Source organism: Pseudomonas nitroreducens NBRC 12694 (genome assembly GCF_002091755.1).
GTDB classification, from domain to species: domain Bacteria; phylum Pseudomonadota; class Gammaproteobacteria; order Pseudomonadales; family Pseudomonadaceae; genus Pseudomonas; species Pseudomonas nitroreducens.
The window spans coordinates 299,153-317,041 of record NZ_BDAI01000005.1; the positions used below are offsets into that span (position 1 = coordinate 299,153).

Below are 17,889 nucleotides of genomic sequence, written 5' to 3' on the forward strand. Positions count from 1 at the left end.
CTCAGCGCAGCTCCTGCCAGGCCTTGCGCCCGCTGTCGCCCGGCCAGTCGAGATCACGCGAGCGGGGGCGTCCGTCTTCATCCAGCGTCGTGAGCCGCACACCGCTTTCCCCCTCCCCCGGCCGCACCAGCAGGCCGCCGGGCCGCCCGAACACCACATTGCCTGCCGCGGACACCACAGGGAGTGCCGTACCCGGGTCGCCGCCACTGGCAATATCCAGCGCGACGGAGCCGTAGCGCAGCGGATCGTCACACGGGTCGTCCCCAGGTGTCATGAGATTGAACAGCACGAAGCGATCCGCACGCAGCTGCGCGCGTTCGATGACACGGGTGCCGTCGGCGGGCAGGTCCAGATACCAGCCCCGGCTGCCGTCGCCTGGCGAATCGGCGGACCGCGCCAGCGACCCCACGTCGAGGCTTTGCGCCGATAGCCGGATACGCCCGACCGTCGCGGTACCGTCGTCGAGAACGCCATACAGGCTTTCGACCTTCTCAGGCTCGGCGGGCAGGTTGTCGCCCACGCGGTAATACCGCCCGGTGCCGAACATCACTCGCACCGCACCACTGCCATCTCGCGCCGCGACCACGGGCGCAGAAATCACCTGTGCCACTCCCTTTGCGTCAACGGCCTTGAACAGGGCCCCTCCGGCCAGGGACGCGGGAATGGCCGAATCCTGGCCGTCATCGCCTGCGAGATCCACTCGCCAGAGGTTGCCGCGACTATCCCCGAGGTACAGACGGTCAGCCGTGACATCGCCCGTGCTGCTGATCGCCGTCACCGGCCCCAGGTCTCCGGCGCCGGGCAGCCTGACGCGCTTGAGCGGACGACCGTCCGCTGCATCGAGCAGCCACAGTTCGCCATCCTTGCCCTGCGGGTCACGGGCGCCGGAGGACAGCGCCACCACGAACCTTCCCGACGCCAACGCCAGCAAGGCCGGGCGGCCCAGGCTGTAGCCGAGCTCCGGGTGGCTGAATTCCCACAGCACGCTGCCTGGCTGCATACGCTGCGGATCGCTGATATCCAGGGCGAAGACGCTGTTGCCTCCCGCTCCTGGAGTGCCTACCAGCAAGGTGCGCCAGCGCCCTTCGATCCAGGCATTCCCAATGCTCGGCGAGCCATCGACGAAGTAGCGGTGCACGTAGCCCGGAGCGGCCAGTTCGCGCAGATGGGCGAAGACCGCCGCCGGCACATAGGCAAACAGCTCACGCCCATCGCGTGCATCGAAACCATGCAGCATGCCGTCATTGGCGCCGACCACCACCAGGGGCGCACGCTGCCGGTAGGTCGCATTGTCGAGGAAGTCGCGATAGGCGCTGCCCAGGGTCTGCCCGTTGGCGAGCGGCTGGGGCAGCGCGGCATACGGCTGAGGGTCATGCCAGGAGTAAGCCGGGCGCGAATGGACGATGTCGCCCAGCCGGCTGCCGCGCTGCCGGTATGGTCGGGGGCTTGCCGCCGAGTCGCGCTCCTCCAGCCTGGAACCACGCAGGTAGTCGACCAGGCGCTCACCGTCGTTGCCTTCGGCGGCCAGCGCCTCACGCTGTCGATCGTCCAGCGCAGACCAGGCGAAGGCGAGTCCCTGCCGCGCAATACCGGAGCCGTCCGGCGTGCGTACAGTGAAGATATTTCTCCCGCCCAATCGCGCCTCGTCCAGCTCATCCAATCGTTGCGCCGCCGACCAGACAGGCTTCGCGGAACTCCCCTGCCAAAGCAGCAGGTCACCGCTCCACCTCGCTGGGTTCAATGTCGTGCTGAATACCTCGTCGAAACGCCCGCCCGCAATGAACTGGCTGAACGCTCCCGCGCCGCTCTCGGCAGTGCGTGCGAACGCCCGCTGCAGCTCATCACGCCAGCGCGCCGGCTCCGTGGCGTCCAGCAGGTTGTCCGGGCGCACGGCAAGGGAGATCGCTGCATCGTGCCACCAGGCCGCCGGCAGCGGCGCATCCCGCGCATCGCTGTAGCCCTTGGGCACGAAGAAGCCGCCATATTTCGTCGCCAGCCAGAGGGCGCTGCCCTGGCCTGCCGACTCGTGGGGCAGCCAGTAGGTGGAAAGCGTCTGTCGCCCTGGAAGGTCCGGGCGGAGATCGCGGGTGTGCGCGTCGTAGGCGAGGCCGGCGAAGTCCAGGGTCGCGTCGTCGGCACCTACCCCCTCCATGGCGGCCACGCGGCGACCGGCCTGGGCCATATCCACGGCCAGGTCCTTCCCCGCGAGGCGAGGCAGGCTCTCGCCAATTCGCGCCTCCCCCGCACCACCCAGCCCGAGAACGCTGTTGCGCTGGCAGACATGGCTGATCGGGTCGCCCCAGGGCGCGACGGCAGGGAAAACACGGACGGCGCCAGCATCGGCCGGCGCCGCAAGGCTGCCCTGGTTTCTCAGGTAGCGGGTCGCCGCATGCAACGACTCGCCCAGGTCATCCCCGCGGCGCAACTGCGCCTCGTCGAAGCGGTTGAGGTAGTCGATTACGCCGCTGCGGCCGGACGCATCCCGGTCCGGGTTGGCGAGAAATATGCCGCTGCGTGCCGACCATTCCGCTTGCGGATTATCCGCGCCGTCGCCCAGTTGCGGGCCGATGAACTTGTGTCGGGCGCGCAGCACGACATTGCTCGTTCCGTCGCTATCAGCCCGGCCAAGCACGCTGACCTGCAGCCTGCTGGCGTACTGCTGCAATAGACCTTCGGGCTTGGACTGGCCGCCATAGCGGTGGCAGTTGCGCTCGAGCAGCCCAGCCACACAGACCTGTACCCGGACGGGTAGGCGATAGGTTTCCGTGGCCTGCACAACCGTCCCGGCGAGGTAATCCTGCGGCTCACCGGCAAACGCCGGGCTGCGGCTGAACAGGAGGCTGCGGTCCTGCCCGGCAATGCGGAACGACAAGGACAGCCCGGAAAACGGCGTGGCTCCGCCCGCGAGCGCCGTGGATAAATGGCGGTCCGGGAAGCTGCCGTCAGCTTCCGTATTACGCGCCTTCTGCAGCACTGTTGTGCCGGCGGTATCGATGTAACGGTCCCCGCCGGTCAGCGCGGAGCGCACGACATCGAGCCGCTGCGCCGTTGCCCAGTTGAGGAAGTTGCCGCTCCAGGCGCCAGAGCAGAGATGTTCCTGCGCCGCCAGCAGGGGCTGGAAGTACTGCTGTGCAGGCTCCTGGCCATAACACTTCGCAGGATCGAAATAGCCGACGTACGTCCGCTCGGGAACGTAGGTATCCCCCGAGTGGGCAGCCGCCGCAACGGACGAGTGAGCCGTCGATGGCAGCAACACGAGATTGCCCGGAGCGCCGCCACCAACCTGTAACGGCACCTGGCTGATCGGCGTGGCGCTTGCCAGCCCGTGCAACCCTGCCATGAGCGCCAGCGACGCGTATTTCCCTCGTGCCACCACCACCTCCCTGTCGTCCGTCAGCGAATGAAGTAGATGCTGCGCAACCGCGCACTGGAGACCGGCTCGCCCGAGGGCTGGCGGCGCACACCGTAGCCCGCTGCGCTCACCTCCACTGCCACGCCATACGCAGCCCTGCCCATGCCCACTTCCAATCCTTCGTTATTCAGCAGCCGCAGGAACTTCAATTGGTAACGCGATTGGCGCGCCAGATCCGGAGCGCCTGCGTCACCTGACGAAATTTCCGCGGCAACGTCATAAGCAACGGCGTCGAGATGAACGCGCCTGTAGAGGTCGCGTGCCGCCAGTTCGCCCGCACGCAACGCAGATTCGGCTTCCTGAAATGCCATTTGACGATCACGCAGATTCCCCGCCATGCGCTCCTCCAGGCTCGCCAGGCGCATACCGGCCAACCCGATGAGCGTCAGCAGCAACAGCATCACCAGGGTGACCAGCAACACTGCGCCGCGCTCGGCGCGCCAACGCCTCATTCGGCCCGCACGGCATTGCGCAGCACAGTGGTGCTGCTCATCACCAAACGCAGGCGACGCTCCGTATTGGCGGTCAGCGTTCGTCCGTCGAACACCAGCGCAGTCGACGCCTCGTCGACGTTGCGGGTCAGGCTCTGCAACAACAGGCTGACGCGCACCGTGCGTACCCTGCGCCAGTCGGTAGCGGCCATCTCCCTCGCGGCCTTGTAGATTGCGACGGCGTCGCCGCCCTCGCCGGTAACGCCATAGCGCAGGCTTAGCCCCGCCACGCCGGAGACCAGTTCGTCGGTCTGTTGCTTGTCGCTGCTCTCGCTGTTGTAGGTGACGAAGAGGCCCGGCGAACCCCCTTCCCCCTTGCCGATCCAGTAGATGGCGTAGCGATAGGGATAGACGCGAGTGGCCGAGACCAGGAAGTGGCCCAACGCGCGGTTAGCGACCAGGGTGCTCGCACTGCCGGCGTTTCGAATCAGCAGGCAGGACTGCAGATCGGAGAGCAGGTAATACGCCCCGGCCGAGGCACCAGCGGAGGCCAGGGTGACCTGGTTGCCGACGACCGAGCGCGCCGCAAGCGCGGGCTCGCCGACATAACGCAGCAACAACGCATCCGTGTTCGCCAGTTTCCCGGAGGGCAACCAGGCCGGCGCCGCCATGCCGCTGCCGTAACCTTCGATGCCCGCCCTTTCCAGGGCGAACTGCGTGGTGCCAGCCCCGCTGGCATTCACCACGCCGGACGGGCAAGCACTGACGAACCCGGCAGTACGCAGGTCCTGTGCGAGAATGTCGAAGGCGAAACGCCCGCTTTCCTGGAGCTCGGCCAGGGCAAGGCTGACGTGGTAGGTCTGCTTGCTGCTCAGCAGCACTTCGATCACACCCGCCATGAGCAGCAGGCTGAGTGCCATGGCGATCAGCAATTCCACCAACGACAGGCCGCGCTGGGCAGTGGCGTCCATGTCAGAGTGAGGTGCGATAGGTAAAGGTTTCCCAGCGTTCGCCATCGCTGGGCCACCGACCTCGCGCACGACTGTCGTCCCAACGGATAGCGATCTCCACGCGGTACAGCTCGCCGCCGCGGAACAACCGCACCGAGCCGCCGCCTGATCCGCCCAGCGCGGTGCAGACCGTATTGCGCCATTGGCTGAGATCGAGTTGCGCACGACTGCTGCCGGAAACCGCCGGGCAATCTCCGGTCGGCTCGGCAAAGGCAAGGTCGTAGGCGCCCGCGCGGGCCGCCGGCAGGTTCGCCCGCAGGAGGTCGCTCATCTCGCTGGCCAGCCAGGAAGCCTGTGAGCGCTGCAACGCACTGTGGCTGGCGGCGACTCCGACGCTCTGCAGGCCCGCCAGCCCCAGCAGGCCGATGGACAGGATCACCACCGAAACGAGCAGTTCGACCAGGGTGAAGCCCCTGGCCGGCAAGCGACTTTGCATGGTTTCACCTCGCTGCTGAGCGGATTGTGCGGCGTCGTGGGACGGCGCTCCGATCTCTAGAGTGCGAGGTGTTTCAGGGCCGGGTCAGCCAGACTGCACGCCGAAATCGCCGGGAAATTTCCGCGCGAATAGGCGATCAGGCGCAGGCGCGGGAAGGCTTTCGACGGCGGAAACCACCGATCCCGTAGGCACGACCGCTCATCACGGCGGGCCCAAAGAAAAGGCCACCGTGCGGTGGCCTTTTCCGATCCCGTAGCGATCAGCCGTTGGCCGACTGCTGCACGATCACCGTCTGCGCCGGCATCGGCGCCGGGAAGTCGGTGCCCAGGGCTTCCTTGATGGTGCGGTTGGTGTCGAAGTAGACCTGCCAGTAGACATCGTTATGGCAGTAGGGGCGCACGGCAAGCACGGGGCCGACGAGGTTGAACTCGAGGATTTCCACGTCTACCGGCGGGTCGCTCAGCACGTTGGGAATCGCCGCGACGCGCTGCTTGAGCACCGCCACGGCGGCCGCATAATCGGCGGCGCCGGAGAGCTGGGCCTTGAGCTCCACACGGCGGTAGGGGTTGTGGGTGTAGTTCTGGATGGTGTCGCTGAATATCTTGTTGTTGCCCACCAGGGTCAGGACGTTGTCCGGGGTGTTGATGGCGGTGGCGAACAGGCCGATCTCCTTCACTGTGCCGGTGACACCGCCGGCGGTGACGAAGTCACCGACCTTGAACGGGCGCAGTACGATGATGAAGCCGCCGGCGGCGAGGTTGGCCAGCAGGCCCGACCAGGCCATGCCGATGGCCAGGCCGATGGCTGCGATCAGCGCCGCGAGGCTGGTGGTCTGCACGCCGAAGTAGCCGAGGATGCCGACGACCAGAAGGATGTTCAGGGTAACGGTGATGAAGGAGCCGACGTAGCGCAGCACCGTCGGATCGACGCTCTGCTTGGCCAACGCCTTTTCCACCAGGTTGACGGCGAAGCTGATCAGCCAGCGACCGAGCACCCAGAAGAGAATGGCGACGAGAATCTTCACACCGAACGCGAGCGCGTACTGCGAAACCGTCGCCCACAGTGCGTTGATCTTCTCCGTACCCACGTTGATGATGTTCGTATCGTCCATGGAAGCGCACCTGCGAGAGAAAGGGACCAGATGAACGCTAGCACGGCCCCAGCGGTTTGCTCGTCGCAGTGCGCAGCCCAGAGCCACGGCGGGCTCCGGGCGCCATGGAGCTAACAGTCGCCGGGTAGCGAGGCGATCCAGCGATTGAGCAGTTCCAGCCCCTCGCGGTGCACCAGGGTGCGGCCCAGCTCGGGCATCATGTCGCCCGGCTTGTCGCTGCCGACCCGGTAGCTGAGCACCGATTTTTCCGGGCTGCCGGGGTGGATGTCCTCCAGCCTCCCGCCCGTGCCGCCGCCCGCCGCCACCGGTGGTTTGCAGAGGCCATAGGCGATGGAAACCGGCGTGTGCGGGTCGAGGTGCAGGCCCGAAGTGCGTGCCGCGCCCTTGGGGTTGTGGCAGTGCGAGCAGTTGGCGTCGAGGTAGCTGCGCGCCTGTTTCTCCAGCCCCTCACCGGGACGCGGATGGCCCCACAAGGCGTTCTGCGGAACCTGCGCCAACGCTGGCAGGCCCTTGAGGAAGCCGCGCGCCTGCCAGTGCTGCAGCTGGTTGTCGCTGCCCTCGGCGTAGGCGAAGTCCTTGTTCAGGTGCCGCGCCTTGGGCCCCAGCGGAGCGATGCCGCCGCCCTTCTGCTCGGCGTGGCATTCGGAGCACTGATTGGCGTCCGGCACCATGTAGGTGAAGGCAGTCTTCTTGCCATCCTCGGCGGTCAACTCCAGCGCCGGGCTGTCGCCGGCGAGTTCCAGCGTCGCCTCGCTCTGGTCGGCATTCCACACGTAGGGCAGCGCCGCCCAGCCGTCCTTCTGCCGCACCAGCACACGGGTTTCCACCAGGTGGACCTTGCCCATGTCCAGTCCGGCCTTGGGGTCGCGGTCGTCCTGGCTGTTCTGCAGCAGGTTGCCCTGGGCGTCCCTGGGGTAATAGAAGGTCTTGGTCAGCACGGTGCCGACGGGGTAGTCGAAGCGATCCTCGGCGTACTGCGCCGACAGGCCTTCGGGCATCCATACGGTGCGCAGCTTGTGCGCGTAGTCGGTGAACAGCGGGGTGTTGAGGTCATACGGCAGCACCTCGGCGGCCGGCGTCAGGTGGCCGTCCGCCAGGTGCAGCATGCCCCAGCCGCTGAGCTTTTCCGGGTAATCATCACCTTCGGGCTGATAACGCGGCTTGCTCTCCTGCCCGCACCCGGCCAGTGCACCAGCAAGGGCAGCGGCCAGGGCGAGCGACAACAGGAACGGAGCGGGTTTCGTCATGCCTTGTTGCCCTTCTCGCCGAGGCCGGCCTGTTCGATCTTCGGCAGCGGCTTGAGCTTGCACTGGTGGCTGCTCATGTCGGTGCTGATGTTCTTGTAGCCGTTGGGACCGTCGACGTTGACGATACCGGCGTTGCCGTTGTCGATGCAGATGGCCAGGGCTTCCGGAAGCTTGCCGTCGACCAGTTTCTTGTCGTTGAAGTAGCCGTCCCAGAGGATATCCGGCAGGCGCCCGTTGAGACCGAACTTGGCGATCTTCAGGGCCTTGAGTTCCAGGTGGTCGGGGCTGTCGCCGCCCGGGCCGAAGGTGTTGCCGTGGATGAAGATGCCTTCGGGGTACGGGTCGAAGTTGGGCTGGGTAGCCTTGCCCGAATAACCGGTACTGAAGTAGCTGCTGACGATGACGTTGGCGGTCTTGTGGTTGCCGATCTTGTTGTCGAATATCTCCACGTCATCGTTGGAGTTCACCACCACGCCCGAGCCCGCCGGCACGCTGGCCACTGGCGTGCCCTTGTGGCCGAAGTTCTCGTGGTTGTTGCCCTGCACATCGTTGTCGAAGACGCGGGTGCCGCGTCCCGGCTGCGGCAGGTTGGGCATGTTGAAGACGAGGATGCCACCGGTATTGTCGGTGGCGACGTTGTTGTAGACGTCGGCGCCGATGGTGTTCTCGATCTCGATACCGGCGACGTTGCGCTCGGCGCGGTTGTTGCGCACGACCACGTTGCGCGACTGGCCGACATAGATACCCGAGTCGGAGGCGCCGATCGCGACGTTGCCTTCGAGCAGCGTGTTTTCGGTCTGTACCGGGTAAATGCCGTAGCCGCCGTTCTCGGTAGCCGGGCCGTTGGTCCATTCGGTGCGGATGTTGCGGATGACGATGTTCTTGCCACCGATGACCTTCAGGCCGTCGCCCTTGGCGTCCTCGATGGCCAGGCTCTCGATGGTGAAGTCGGAGGCGTCGACGAACAGGCCTTCGGCACCGGCCTTCTGGTTCTTGAAGCTGAGGATGGTCTTGTCCATCCCGGCGCCGCGGATGGTCACACCGTCCACCTTCAGGCTCAGGCTGCGGTCCAGGTGGTAGGTGCCGGCGGGAATGTCGATGACATCGCCGGCCTTGGCCTTGATCAGGCGCGCCTGCAGGTCTTTCTGAAAGTCGGCGCTGACGGCAGCGGTGGGCTTGTCACCTTCGCCGCAGGCGGCCAGGGCAACGGAGAGAGCGAGAAGGGAGAGAGTGGCGAGGCGCATGGCGGGCTCCGGTCTTGTTTTTATGATATGGAACTATGGTGCCAAATAAGGCCGAGAATACTCCTACACCCCGCGCCACGCCAGCCCTTCAGACACATCGCACTTTGATTGATTGACGTCAGGGTTTAGCGGTGGCGGATCGGGATGATCTGCGCTTCCAACCCAAGGAGTGCACGGATGAGCTTCATGCCCTGGAACGACGAATTCGTGATCGGAATCGAGCGGATCGATGAACAGCACCGCTGGCTGGTCGACCTCACCAATGCGCTGTACGACAGCCTGAACGGCCCGGAGGGCGAGGGTCAGCCCATCGGCGAGCTGCTGGAGCAACTGGTGGAGTACACGATGAATCACTTCATCGTCGAGGAAGTGCTGTTCCAGCGCCTGGGCTATCCCGAGGAGGACGCGCATCGGGCCGAGCACGATCGTTTCAATCGGCAGATCATCGACCTGCTGTACCGCCACGAGGATGGCGAGGTCGTCTCGGTCGAGGCCCTGGAGCTGCTCAAGTCCTGGCTGATCCACCATATCCTGAAGGTGGACAAGGCTTACGTGGCGTTCTTCAAAGGAAAAGGCGTGACCGCTTAGCGGGCACGCCTTTTCTCGATTGCAGCAAACCAGGGGTCAGCGCGGAATATTGGGCTGGCGCTTGGTGGTGCGCTTCTTGCCCTTGGCGTAGCCGCTGGCCTTGCCTTCCTCGGCCTTGTTCCACGGCTTGGAGCCGTTGCTGGCGCGCGGCGGCAGGCCGGTGTGCTGGGTCAGCAGCGGCTTGCCGGTCTTCTTGCTGCCGGCCGGGGTGGAGTTCTTGCGGCGCGCGCTCTGGTACTCGTCGGTCTGCGGCTGGTAGGTCGGGATCAGGTGATGCTTGCCGTTGCCGATCAGGTCGGCGCGGCCCATGCGCTCCAGCGCCTCGCGCAGCATCGGCCAGCCCTTCGGGTCGTGGTAGCGCAGGAAGGCCTTGTGCAGGCGGCGCTGCTGGTCGCTCTTGACGATGGTCACGCCGTCGCTCTTGTAGGTCACCTTGCGCAGCGGGTTCTTGCCCGAGTGGTACATGGCGGTCGCGCTGGCCATGGGCGAGGGATAGAACGCCTGCACCTGGTCCGCGCGGAAGCCATTGCGCTTGAGCCACAGGGCGAGGTTCATCATGTCCTCGTCGGTGGTACCCGGATGCGCCGCGATGAAGTACGGGATCAGGTACTGCTCCTTGCCCGCCTCCTTGGAGAACTTCTCGAACATGCGCTTGAAGGCGTCGTAGGTACCGATGCCCGGCTTCATCATCTTCGACAGCGGGCCTTCCTCGGTGTGCTCCGGGGCGATCTTCAGGTAGCCGCCAACGTGGTGCGTCACCAGTTCCTTGACGTACTCGGGCGACTCCACGGCCAGGTCGTAGCGCAGGCCGGAGGCGATCAGGATCTTTTTCACGCCCGGCAGGGCGCGGGCCTTGCGGTACAGCTCGATGAGCGAAGAGTGGTCGGTATTGAGGTTCTCGCAGATGCCCGGCCACACGCAGGACGGCTTGCGGCAGTGACGCTCGATCTCCGGATCCTTGCAGGCGATGCGGTACATGTTGGCGGTCGGGCCACCCAGGTCGGAAACGACACCGGTGAAGCCCGGCACCTTCTTCATCTCCTCGATCTCGGCAAGGATCGACTCATGGGAGCGGTTCTGGATGATTCGCCCCTCGTGCTCGGTGATCGAGCAGAAGGTGCAGCCGCCGAAGCAGCCGCGCATGATGTTCACCGAGAAACGGATCATCTCGTAGGCCGGGATCTTCTCCTTGCCATACAGCGGGTGCGGCACGCGCGCATAGGGCATGCCGAACACATAGTCCATTTCCTCGGTGCTCATCGGGATGGGTGGCGGGTTGAACCACACGTCCACTTCGCCATGCTTCTGCACCAGGGCGCGGGCGTTGCCCGGATTGGTCTCCAGGTGCAGCACGCGGTTGGCATGGGCATAGAGCACCGCGTCGCTGCGCACCTTCTCGAACGACGGCAGGCGGATCACCGTACGCTCGCGCTCCAGGCGCGGGTGTGCCAGCAGCTGCACGACCTTGGCTTCGTTCGGGTCTTCCTGCTCGCCCTTTTCCTGCTCGATGGCGCAGGCGGCGGTGTCCTGGGTGTTCACGTAGGGGTTGATGATCTTATCGACCTTGCCCGGGCGGTCGATGCGGGTGGAGTCCACCTCGAACCAGCCTTCGGGAGTGTCGCGGCGCACGAAGGCGGTACCGCGCACGTCGGTGATCTGCTCGACCCGCTCGCCGGCCGCCAGGCGCTGGGCGATCTCCACCACGGCGCGCTCGGCGTTGCCGTACAGCAGGATATCGGCGGTGGCGTCCATCAGGATGGAGCGGCGCACCTTGTCCTGCCAGTAGTCGTAGTGGGCGATGCGGCGCAGCGAAGCCTCGATGCCGCCGAGGATGACCGGGGTATCGCTGAAGGCTTCCTTGCAGCGCTGGCTGTAGACCAGGCTGGCGCGATCCGGACGACGACCGGCCAGGCCTCCCGGGGTGTAGGCGTCATCGCTGCGGATCTTCTTGTCCGCGGTGTAGCGGTTGATCATCGAGTCCATGTTGCCCGCCGCCACGCCGAAGAACAGGTTCGGCTGGCCGAGCTTCATGAAGTCGTCCTTCGAACGCCAGTCCGGCTGGGCGATGATGCCCACACGGAAGCCCTGGGCTTCCAGCAGGCGGCCGATAATGGCCATGCCGAACGACGGATGGTCGACGTAGGCGTCCCCGGTGACGATGATGATGTCGCAGGAATCCCAGCCCAGCTGATCCATCTCTTCCTTGCTCATGGGCAGGAACGGCGCCGGGCCGAAACACTCGGCCCAGAACTTGGGATAGTCGAACAGCGGCTTGGCGGCTTGCATCACGGGCACCGTGGGTATCTCTAGTAGGGATCGCGGAAAAACGCGGGCGCGGAATATAGCACAAAAAGTGTACAAATCCGACCAGCGAACTCAGATTTACGGGGGATTTAACCTTCCGACGGTAGATTGCCAATGCCATCATCTGGCTATACTTCAGCCACTATCCGCAGTACGCCTGGCCAACCCGCCCAGGCCAGGGAGTGCCTGTCGTGTGTCGTGCCATCGTACTGTTGCTTACCCTGCTGTTCTGCCACACGGCGCTAGCCTTCGAACTCGACGACAAGGCCAGCGGCGCCTGGCTCAATGATCACCTCGAATTGCTGCAGGAGCGCGACGGCCCTCTATCGCTGGCAGCCGTGCAGACCAGCCGCGACTTCATTCCGGCCAACGGCCGCACCAGCGTTGGCCAGAGTCCTGACGGCTGGTGGCTGCGCCTGGACCTGGACCGCCGTACCGCGCCGCTGGGCGGCTGGTGGCTGGAAGTCGATGCCGTCAACCTGAAGGACCTGCGCCTCTACATACCCGACGAACGGGGCATCTACCGGGAAACGCTGTCCGGCGAGGCCGTGCCGTTCGCCCAGGGCCGTGACCGCGACTACCGCCGACCGCTCTTCCACCTGCCCGAAGGCACCGGCCCGGTGCGCATCTATGCCCGCGTCTACGACCCCGCCGGCAATTCGTTCCCGCTGCGCATCTGGTCGCTGGATGATTTGCAGGACCATCGCGCCGATACCAGCCTGTTCCTGGGTTTCATCTACGGCCTGATCGCCGCCCTGCTGCTGTACAACCTGTTCATCCTGCTGACCCTGCGCGACCCGGCGTACTTCTGGTACGTGCTGACGACCGCCAGCGCCCTGCTGTTCAGCCTGGGCATGAGCGGCCACGGTTTCGAGTACTTCTGGCCCGATCACCCGGTGCCCTGGTGGCTCGACCGCATCACTCTGCCCTCGCTCTGGGGCCTTTGCGTACACCGCTTTACCATCACCCTGCTGCAGACCCGCCGCTACGTGCGCTGGTCGCACTGGCTGCTGAACCTGAACTGCGCGCTGTACGTGCTGACCATCGTCCTCGGCGCGCTGCAGTTGCGCGGCGTGGCCGGCTGGATGCTGGTGGCGATCACCCTGATCGGCGTGCCGGCTGCACTGGGCGGTGCCGTGGTGCGCTGGCGCCAGGGTTCGTTCCCGGCCTTCCTCTACCTGCTCGGCTTCGGCCTGGTACTGACCAGCGTGAGCATCTCGGTGATGCGCGCCACCGGCATGGTGCAGCCCTCGCCATTGACCTCGTACATCTTCCCCATCGCCGTAGCGATGGAGTCGGTACTGTTCTCCTTCGCCCTCACCTCGCGAATCCAGGGCCTCAAGCGCGAGCGCGCGCAGGCACTGGAGCAGGCGGATCGGGAGAAGAGCGCGCGCCTGACCCTCATGCAAAGCGCCCAGCAAGACCTGGCGACAGCCGTGGCCGAGCGCACCGCCGAACTCACCCAGAGCAACCAGCTGCTGCGCGAGCGCGAAGTGCAGCTGCAACACGCCGCGCACTACGACCCGCTGACCGGCCTGCCGAACCGTCGCTACCTGGTGGAACATGCCGAACACGCCCTGGCCCATGCCCAGCAGAACGGCGAGACCCTGGCGCTGATGCTGATCGACCTCGACCACTTCAAGCCGATCAACGACAGCCACGGGCACGATGCGGGCGACTTCATGCTGCAGAACGTCGGCAACCGCCTGCGCCAGTGCGTGCGCGGCAGTGATTGCGTGGCGCGCCTGGGCGGTGACGAATTCGCAGCATTGATTTCCGGGCCCGATGCCGAGAGCCACGCCAAGGAGATCGCCTGCCGCATCCTCAATGAACTGTCGCGGCCGGTGAAGTTCGACAGCCTGGAGCTGCGCGTCACGCCGAGCATCGGCGTGGCCATCTATCCCAGCCACGCCATGCAGTTCAGCAAGCTCTACAAGGCCGCCGACCAGGCGCTCTACGAGGTGAAGGGCAATGGCCGGGCGGCCTACGCCATGGCCAGCGAGGCCGCCGGCGAAACCAGCGATCTCTGGCTGGAAAACGAACGGCTGGAAAGCGAAGACCGTGCCTGATCAGCTGCGGTAACGGCGCGGCACGCGGGCGGTGACCTTGGTCAGCAACTCATAGCCGATGGTCCCGGCATGGGCGGCGACCTCGTCCACCGGCAGGCTGGCGCCCCACAGCTCAACGCGATCACCCACTGCGGTGCCGGGCAGATCGGTCAGGTCCACTGCAAGCATATCCATGGAGACACGCCCGGCCAGCGATGCGCGCCGCCCATCCACCAGCACCGGCGTACCGCTCGGCGCGTGGCGCGGGTATCCATCGGCGTAGCCGCAACTCACCGTGCCGATACGCGACGGCCGCTCGGCCACCCAGGTCGCGCCGTACCCAACGCTCTCACCCACCGCCACCTCGCGCACGGCGATCAGTCGCGCCTCCAGGCTCATGGCCGGGCGCAGGCCCAGTTCAGCGGCGCCGATGTCGGCGAAGGGCGTGGCGCCATAGAGCATGATGCCGGGGCGAACCCAGTCCATGTGTGCGGCGGGAATGGTCAGCACGGCGGCAGAGTTGGCCAGCGAGCGCAGGTCGAAATCCAGGTCCAGCACACTGAGGAAACAGGCCACCTGGTCTTCGGTCAGCTCGTCGCCGCGCACATCGGCATTGGCGAAGTGGCTCATCAGGTTCAGCTCCGCCACCTGCGGCGCCTGGCGCAGGCGCGAATGCCAGTCGCGCAGCGCCTCGGGCGAGAAGCCCAGGCGGTGCATGCCGGTATCCAGCTTCATCCACACATTCAGCGCGCTGGGCAGTTGCGCGGCGAGCAGCGCCTGGGCCTGCTCAGGGCCTTGCACCGCCACATCCAGGCGCAGCTGGACAGCGATCAGGTATTCCGCCGGCTCGAAACAGCCCTCCAGCAGCAGGATGCGGGCGCCGGCATGCAGAGCGCGTACCTCGGCGGCCTCCTCCAGGCAGGCCACCGCGAAGCCGTCAGCCTCGTCGTGCAGGCAGCTCACCACCTCCCGAGCGCCGTGCCCATAGGCGTTCGCCTTGACCACTGCGAAAGCCTCGCGCCCAGGCGCGCAGCGCTTGGCAACGGCGTAGTTGTGGCGAATGGCGGCAAGATCGACGTGGGCGACGAGCGGGCGCATGGCGGCCTCTGAAATGAAAACGGGCGCCTATCTTAAGGCGCCCGTCCGTCACGCGGAATGCGGCATCGTTACTCGTCTTCGAAGTTGTACATGCCGGGCGCGAGGTTCTCGAAGCGGCTGTAGCGACCGAGGAAGGCCACGCGCACCGTGCCGATGGGGCCGTTCCGCTGCTTACCGAGGATGATCTCGGCGACGCCCTTGAACTCGGTCTCCGGGTGATACACCTCGTCGCGGTAGACGAACATGATCACGTCGGCGTCCTGCTCGATCGCTCCGGATTCGCGCAAGTCGGAGTTCACCGGGCGCTTGTTGGGGCGCTGTTCCAGCGAGCGGTTGAGCTGGGAGAGCGCCACCACCGGGCAGTTGAATTCCTTCGCCAGCGCCTTGAGCGAGCGGGAAATCTCGGAAATCTCGTTGGTCCGGTTGTCGCCGGCGGAACCGGGGATCTGCATGAGCTGCAGGTAGTCGACCATGATCATGCCGATCTCGCCGTGTTCGCGCGCCAGGCGACGGGTCCGCGCGCGCATTTCCGAGGGCGAGATGCCGGCGGTGTCGTCGATGAACAGCTTGCGGTCGCTGAGCAGGTTCACCGCCGAGGTCAGTCGCGGCCAATCCTCGTCGTCCAGCTTGCCGGTACGCACCTTGGTCTGGTCGATGCGCCCGAGCGAGGCGAGCATACGCATCACGATGGAGTCGGAGGGCATCTCCAGCGAGTACACCAGGATCGCCTTGTCGCTGCGCATCAGGGCGTTCTCCACCAGGTTCATGGCGAAGGTGGTCTTGCCCATGGAGGGTCGGCCGGCCACGATGATCAGGTCGGACGGCTGCAGGCCGCTGGTCTTCTCGTCGAGGTCAGTGAAGCCGGTGGTGATGCCGGTCAGCGCGTCCGAGGTGTTGAACAGGTGGTCGATGCGGTCGATGGTCTTGACCAGGATATCGCCGATGCCCACCGGGCCGCCGGTCTTGGGCCGCGCTTCGGCGATCTCGAAGATCTTGCGCTCGGCTTCGTCGAGCACTTCGTTGGCGCTGCGCCCTTCGGGGTTGAAGGCACTGTCGGCGATATCGCTGCTGATGCCGATCAGCTGCCGCAAGGTGGCCCGCTCGCGGATGATGCCCGCGTAGGCCTTGATGTTCGCCACCGAAGGCGTGTTCTTCGCCAGCTCGGCGAGGTAAGCAAGGCCGCCCACCTGGGGCAGTTGCCCTTCGCGTTCGAGCTGCTCGGAGAGCGTCACCACATCGATCGGCTGGTTGGCTTCGGCGAGTTTGTAGACGGCGCGGAAGATCAGGCGATGGTCATGGCGGTAGAAGTCACCATCGGACACGGCGTCGGAGACGCGCTCCCAGGCGTTGTTGTCGAGCATCAGGCCACCCAGCACCGCCTGTTCGGCTTCGATCGAGTGCGGCGGCACCTTGAGGGAAGCGGTCTGCAGGTCGTATTGCTCGGGGACGGTGATGTCGTTCATGGGCGCTTCGTGCGGGCTCTTCGTAGAAATTCAAAGGCGGAAAAAAACAAAGGGCACGGTACCGAATTTCAGTACCGTGCCCGATGTTAGCGGACTGATTCGCCCATGCAAGATGTGCGAAACGTCCTAGCGACGGATCGCTTACTCGGCGACTACAACCACGTGCAGGGTTGCATCAACATCCATGTGCAGTTGCACTTCGATGTTGTATTCGCCTACAGCGCGCAGGGCGCCGTCGGGCAGGCGAACTTCGCTCTTTTCCAGCGGGTAGCCGGCAGCCGAAACGGCGTCGGCGATGTCGCGGGTGCCGATCGAACCGAACAGTTTGCCTTCGTCGCCAGCGTGGGCGCCGATGGTCACGATCAGTTCGGCCAGTTGGGCAGCACGAGCTTCAGCAGCGGCTTTTTTCTCAGCAGCGGCTTTTTCCAGCTCTGCGCGGCGCTCTTCGAAAGCAGCGACGTTGGCAGCGGTGGCAGCGGTGGCTTTGCCCTGCGGCAGCAGGTAGTTACGAGCGTAACCGCCCTTTACGTTCAGCTTGTCGCCCAGGTTGCCCAGTTTGGCGATCTTTTCCAGCAGGATGACTTCCATTTGAGTCTTACCTCTTAACTTTTAACCTTCACCGTTCGCAGCTTTCTGGCGCTTGGCCAGGCGACCGCGAAAATCAAACAGACTGTCGACGACGGCGACAAGACAGATCACATTGCCCAGTACGAATACCAGCAGGTACAGCGGTGCCAGCCAGAAGCCCGGAAGCTTCTTCAGCGCGGCCAGGCCGTGCCCCAGTGCGATCCCGGCGAACAGCAGCGGAATCATGCACAGCGGCGCCAGCATGGTGGCCGCGGGCCCTGCGAAGGGCAGTGCCACAACGCCGACCAGCAGCGCTACAGCCGTGCCCGGCGACAGGCGCAGTGCGCGGAACTCGCGGCCAAACCCTTCCGGGTTGAACAGTACTGCTTGCCAATAACGCGCCAGCATCAGGCACAACAGGCTGATCGTCTGCAGCGAGGCTGCCATCAGGCCGGTGATGGTCGGAACCATCTCCGCCTGCAAGGCGGCCATCTGTTCCGGCGAAAGCTTGGCTTCGGCCAGAACCTGCGGCAGTGCCTTGCCGAATGCATCGGCCAGACCTGCGACCAACCCGGCCGACACCGTGCTGAGCAGCAGCACGAACACCGCACCGAGCACAACGCTCGCCAGCATCACCTGGTTCCAGGACACCTTGCTGCGCAGAACCTGCGCCAGCACGGCACTACCCACCAGAACCAGACTCACGCTGGGGTCACCCAGGTACCACCAGGCCAGTGCCGGAAGCAGCGCCCACACCAGGATGCCAAAGGCATCGCCGGCGCCACGGCGCAACAGCACCAGACTGCCTGCTGCGGCACCGAGCCAGAACAAAGGCTGCAGTACCGCGGCTGCGACGACCACCAGGGTCGCCTGCATGCGGCCTCGCATGACAAATTCAGCCAATGCGCGCATGCGATCTATCCATCAATT

At 65.4% G+C, this 17,889-nt stretch carries 14 protein-coding genes; 2 read left to right on the forward strand and 12 right to left on the reverse strand.

The genetic code is table 11. The annotated features are described in order from the left end of the window. Position 1 precedes the first annotated feature (1 nt). The 7 genes from PNI01S_RS16275 to PNI01S_RS16305 all read right to left on the reverse strand — a co-directional run bounded on the left by PNI01S_RS16275 (position 2) and on the right by PNI01S_RS16305 (position 8,891). Positions 2-3,373, reverse strand: coding sequence for a PilC/PilY family type IV pilus protein (locus tag PNI01S_RS16275; RefSeq protein ID WP_084358612.1), 3,372 nt, complete (start codon positions 3,371-3,373; stop codon positions 2-4). Positions 3,374-3,393: 20 nt separating this feature from the next. Beyond that, a complete protein-coding gene (locus PNI01S_RS16280; RefSeq protein ID WP_256576674.1) occupies positions 3,394-3,834 on the reverse strand; it encodes a pilus assembly PilX family protein in 441 nt (146 codons plus the stop codon). Between the two features lie 26 nt (positions 3,835-3,860). After that, positions 3,861-4,814, reverse strand: a complete 954-nt coding sequence (locus PNI01S_RS16285) for a PilW family protein (RefSeq protein ID WP_159457348.1) — start codon at positions 4,812-4,814, stop codon at positions 3,861-3,863. 1 nt (position 4,815) lies between these two features. Next, positions 4,816-5,289: a type IV pilus modification protein PilV gene (gene pilV, locus PNI01S_RS16290; protein WP_084358615.1), complete on the reverse strand. Its 474-nt coding sequence runs from the start codon at positions 5,287-5,289 to the stop codon at positions 4,816-4,818. Positions 5,290-5,548: 259 nt separating this feature from the next. Then, positions 5,549-6,400 carry a mechanosensitive ion channel family protein gene (locus PNI01S_RS16295; RefSeq protein ID WP_024766009.1) on the reverse strand — a complete coding sequence of 284 codons (852 nt, stop codon included), beginning with the start codon at positions 6,398-6,400 and terminating at the stop codon, positions 5,549-5,551. Between the two features lie 110 nt (positions 6,401-6,510). Next, positions 6,511-7,647: an SO2930 family diheme c-type cytochrome gene (locus PNI01S_RS16300; protein ID WP_024766010.1), complete on the reverse strand. Its 1,137-nt coding sequence runs from the start codon at positions 7,645-7,647 to the stop codon at positions 6,511-6,513. Beyond that, entirely contained in the window at positions 7,644-8,891 is a 1,248-nt protein-coding gene (locus tag PNI01S_RS16305; protein ID WP_024766011.1) for a parallel beta-helix domain-containing protein, read from the reverse strand. The genes PNI01S_RS16300 and PNI01S_RS16305 overlap by 4 nt, the downstream gene beginning before the upstream one ends. A gap of 177 nt (positions 8,892-9,068) precedes the next feature. Here PNI01S_RS16305 and PNI01S_RS16310 point away from each other — a divergent pair, with 177 nt between their 5' ends. Continuing rightward, positions 9,069-9,479, forward strand: coding sequence for a bacteriohemerythrin (locus PNI01S_RS16310; protein WP_084358616.1), 411 nt, complete (start codon positions 9,069-9,071; stop codon positions 9,477-9,479). A 36-nt stretch (positions 9,480-9,515) separates the two neighbouring features. Here the strand turns inward: PNI01S_RS16310 and PNI01S_RS16315 are convergent, their stop codons facing one another. After that, a complete protein-coding gene (locus PNI01S_RS16315; RefSeq protein ID WP_038803350.1) occupies positions 9,516-11,765 on the reverse strand; it encodes a YgiQ family radical SAM protein in 2,250 nt (749 codons plus the stop codon). Positions 11,766-11,965: 200 nt separating this feature from the next. Between PNI01S_RS16315 and PNI01S_RS16320 the strand changes: the two genes are divergently transcribed. Further along, entirely contained in the window at positions 11,966-13,852 is a 1,887-nt protein-coding gene (locus PNI01S_RS16320; RefSeq protein WP_376784693.1) for a diguanylate cyclase domain-containing protein, read from the forward strand. On the opposite strand, the gene alr is transcribed toward PNI01S_RS16320, so the two are convergent. From alr to PNI01S_RS16340, 4 genes are all read right to left on the reverse strand, one after another. Beyond that, positions 13,853-14,929 carry an alanine racemase gene (gene alr / locus PNI01S_RS16325; RefSeq protein WP_084358617.1) on the reverse strand — a complete coding sequence of 359 codons (1,077 nt, stop codon included), beginning with the start codon at positions 14,927-14,929 and terminating at the stop codon, positions 13,853-13,855. 68 nt (positions 14,930-14,997) lie between these two features. Next, positions 14,998-16,392, reverse strand: a complete 1,395-nt coding sequence (dnaB, locus tag PNI01S_RS16330) for a replicative DNA helicase (RefSeq protein ID WP_038803348.1) — start codon at positions 16,390-16,392, stop codon at positions 14,998-15,000. 141 nt (positions 16,393-16,533) lie between these two features. After that, entirely contained in the window at positions 16,534-16,980 is a 447-nt protein-coding gene (gene rplI, locus PNI01S_RS16335; protein WP_015479134.1) for a 50S ribosomal protein L9, read from the reverse strand. A 21-nt stretch (positions 16,981-17,001) separates the two neighbouring features. Further along, entirely contained in the window at positions 17,002-17,871 is an 870-nt protein-coding gene (locus tag PNI01S_RS16340; RefSeq protein ID WP_037012089.1) for a hypothetical protein, read from the reverse strand. Between the last annotated feature and the right edge of the window lie 18 nt (positions 17,872-17,889).